This is a genomic window from Candidatus Frankia nodulisporulans (genome assembly GCF_902806475.1).
In the GTDB taxonomy this organism is placed as follows: Bacteria; Actinomycetota; Actinomycetes; order Frankiales; family Frankiaceae; genus Frankia; species Frankia umida.
This window is the reverse complement of sequence record NZ_CADCWS010000427.1, coordinates 1-2,118: the sequence shown is the minus strand read 5'-3', so window position 1 is coordinate 2,118 and position 2,118 is coordinate 1. Positions and strand designations below refer to the sequence as shown.

The following is a 2,118-nucleotide window of genomic DNA, read 5'->3' as shown; positions in this document are numbered from 1 at the left end:
CAGGGGCGTGACCTGCTGTGATGTGGGGTAGGAGCAGGTCGTGGGCAGGTCAGGACGTAGCGATGACGAGCAGTGGCCCGGTTCGGATGCCCTGCTACGGACGCTGGTGTCCGGCCTGTCGCAGGAAGAGCAGGACGAGACGCTACGGCTCCTGCGTCGGCGTCTGGCGGAGGATCGGGCGGCGGCGACCGGTGGGCAGCGGGATCGTCAGGTCGACGTCGGCCCGCGGAGCCGGGTAGCGCGCGGCGGCACTCCCAGCGGCCAGTGACCAGGCGCTGCGGCGTTGGTCAGCCGCAGCAGCCGCCTCCGCAGCAGGAGCCGCCGGATGACGGCGCGGCCGCCATCGCGGCGGCGGAGGCCGACGAGGACGCCGACGCGCCACGACCGACCGCGACGGCGGAGAAGACGCGGGACGTCTGCGCGTGACCGGAGGGGCAGAGCACACCGTCCGGTGCGGGTTCGGTCATGCTCCGACGGACCTCGAACGAGGTGTCGCACTCCCGGCAGCGGTAGTCGTAGGCAGGCACGTTCCCAGGGTATGGGGCGCGTGGCCCGGATGCCCGCGCACCGCCCGAATCAGCGGGGAGATCGCCGTCTTTGTTTCCATCCGGGCACAGCTTGGCGGGATGCCCGCGCGACGGGCACGGTCGTCGTACCCTGCTGGCTATGGAGCCGCCGGTGGGGCCGCGGGTGGTCGCCGAGATAGTGCGTGGGCTGCGCGGAGGCGAGCCGTTCGTCGAGAGCGTGCATCACGGCACGGTGGTGGGGCTCGCACGCGACGGCTCGGTCGCGCTGCGTGTCGGTGAGCCCGACGAGCCGATGTTCCCGCGCTCGGCCGTCAAGCCACTTCAAGCGGTGGCGATGCTGCGGGCGGGGCTCGACGGCATGTTCCTCAGCCGCGACATTCCGGATGACCTGCTGGCCATCGTGTCGAGTTCGCACAGCGGGCAGGGCCCTCATCTCGTGCGGGTCCTGGAGATCCTCTCGGTGGCCGGGGTCCCGGTCGACGCGCTGCGCTGCCCGCCTGACCTGCCATTGGGGGAGGCGGCGATGCGGGCCCATCTGCGTTCCGGGGGCGGCGCCGAGCCGATCCTGATGAACTGCTCCGGCAAACACGCCGGGATGATCGCCTGCTGCGTGGCCGCGGGCTGGTCGATCGACGACTACACCGATCCGGATCATCCCCTGCAACGGATCATCCGGGAGACGGTGGAGGAACTGATCGAGGAGCCGATCACCGGCTCCACGGTCGATGGCTGCGGTGCCCCGCTGTTCGCGATCTCCCTCACCGGTCTCGCCCGCGGCCTGCAGACGATGGTTCTCGCCGAACCCGGCTCGCCACAACGCCGAGTCATCGACGCGATGCGGGCCTACCCCGAGCTCATCGGTGGTTCCGGCTCCACCGACACCGACCTGATGCGCGCCGTTCCCGGCCTGCTGGCGAAGAACGGCGCCGAGGGCGTCACTATCGCCGCGACGGCGAGCGGTCACACCGTGGCGGTCAAGATCGCCGATGGTGCGGGCCGGGCGGGCGTCCCGGTGGCGCTGGCCGCGCTCGGGCGACTGGGCGCGCTGCCCGCCGCGAACACCCCCGGGGCCCCCTCCATCGACCTCGCGCGACTGGCCGTCCTCGGCGCCCCGACGGTCCTGGGCGGCGGCCAGCCCGTCGGCTCCCTACGCGTGCGCCTCCCCGCCTGACCGCAGCCCCGCGGCCGCCTCGCCGTCAGGATCGGCGTTGAGGCGGCGGCTGGGACGGCCTCGGGTCGGCTGACTGGTCAGGACGGTGGCGCGGCCTCCCGGCGACGGTGACGGCGATCGGCGGGATGATCGCGGCCACCGCCAGCATGGCCATGGCGGCCGGCACCGAGTACAGACGGACGAACGCGCCCCCGGTGACGAACAGGGTCAGGGCGATTCCCATCAGGATCAGGTAGCGCCGTCGTACGACCGGATCGGCCCCGGCCAACAGCGCACCAGCCGGCGGCGCGGCCATCCCGGACGCCCCGGACGCACGCGGGGTCGACGTCCCCGAAGCGGCGGTTCCCGGCGATCCCCCCGGTGCTCCTGGTGTTCCCGGTGCTCCTGGTGTTCCCGGCGTCGCTGATGTTCCCGGCGCGC

Annotated in this window: 4 protein-coding genes; 2 read left to right on the top strand and 2 right to left on the bottom strand. The window is 72.8% G+C overall.

Features of this window, described 5'->3' with window-relative positions:
- The first annotated feature begins 40 nt into the window (after positions 1–40).
- On the top strand, positions 41–268 hold the full coding sequence (locus tag G6R24_RS20490; protein ID WP_163550771.1) for a hypothetical protein: 228 nt from the start codon (positions 41–43) through the stop codon (positions 266–268).
- A 19-nt stretch (positions 269–287) separates the two neighbouring features.
- On the opposite strand, the gene G6R24_RS20485 is transcribed toward G6R24_RS20490, so the two are convergent.
- Entirely contained in the window at positions 288–527 is a 240-nt protein-coding gene (locus G6R24_RS20485) for an FmdB family zinc ribbon protein (protein WP_163550770.1), read from the bottom strand.
- A gap of 151 nt (positions 528–678) precedes the next feature.
- On the opposite strand from G6R24_RS20485, the gene G6R24_RS20480 reads away from it, so the two are divergent.
- Positions 679–1,698: an asparaginase gene (locus G6R24_RS20480; RefSeq protein WP_338083894.1), complete on the top strand. Its 1,020-nt coding sequence runs from the start codon at positions 679–681 to the stop codon at positions 1,696–1,698.
- 25 nt (positions 1,699–1,723) lie between these two features.
- On the opposite strand, the gene G6R24_RS20475 is transcribed toward G6R24_RS20480, so the two are convergent.
- Entirely contained in the window at positions 1,724–1,993 is a 270-nt protein-coding gene (locus G6R24_RS20475; RefSeq protein WP_163550768.1) for a DUF3099 domain-containing protein, read from the bottom strand.
- Positions 1,994–2,118 lie beyond the last annotated feature (125 nt).

What these genes read in the sequence shown, in the direction of transcription:
- G6R24_RS20475 (WP_163550768.1), bottom strand. Translation starts at nt 1,993, where the DNA reads ATGGCCGCGCCGCCGGCTGGTGCGCTGTTGGCCGGGGCCGATCCGGTC.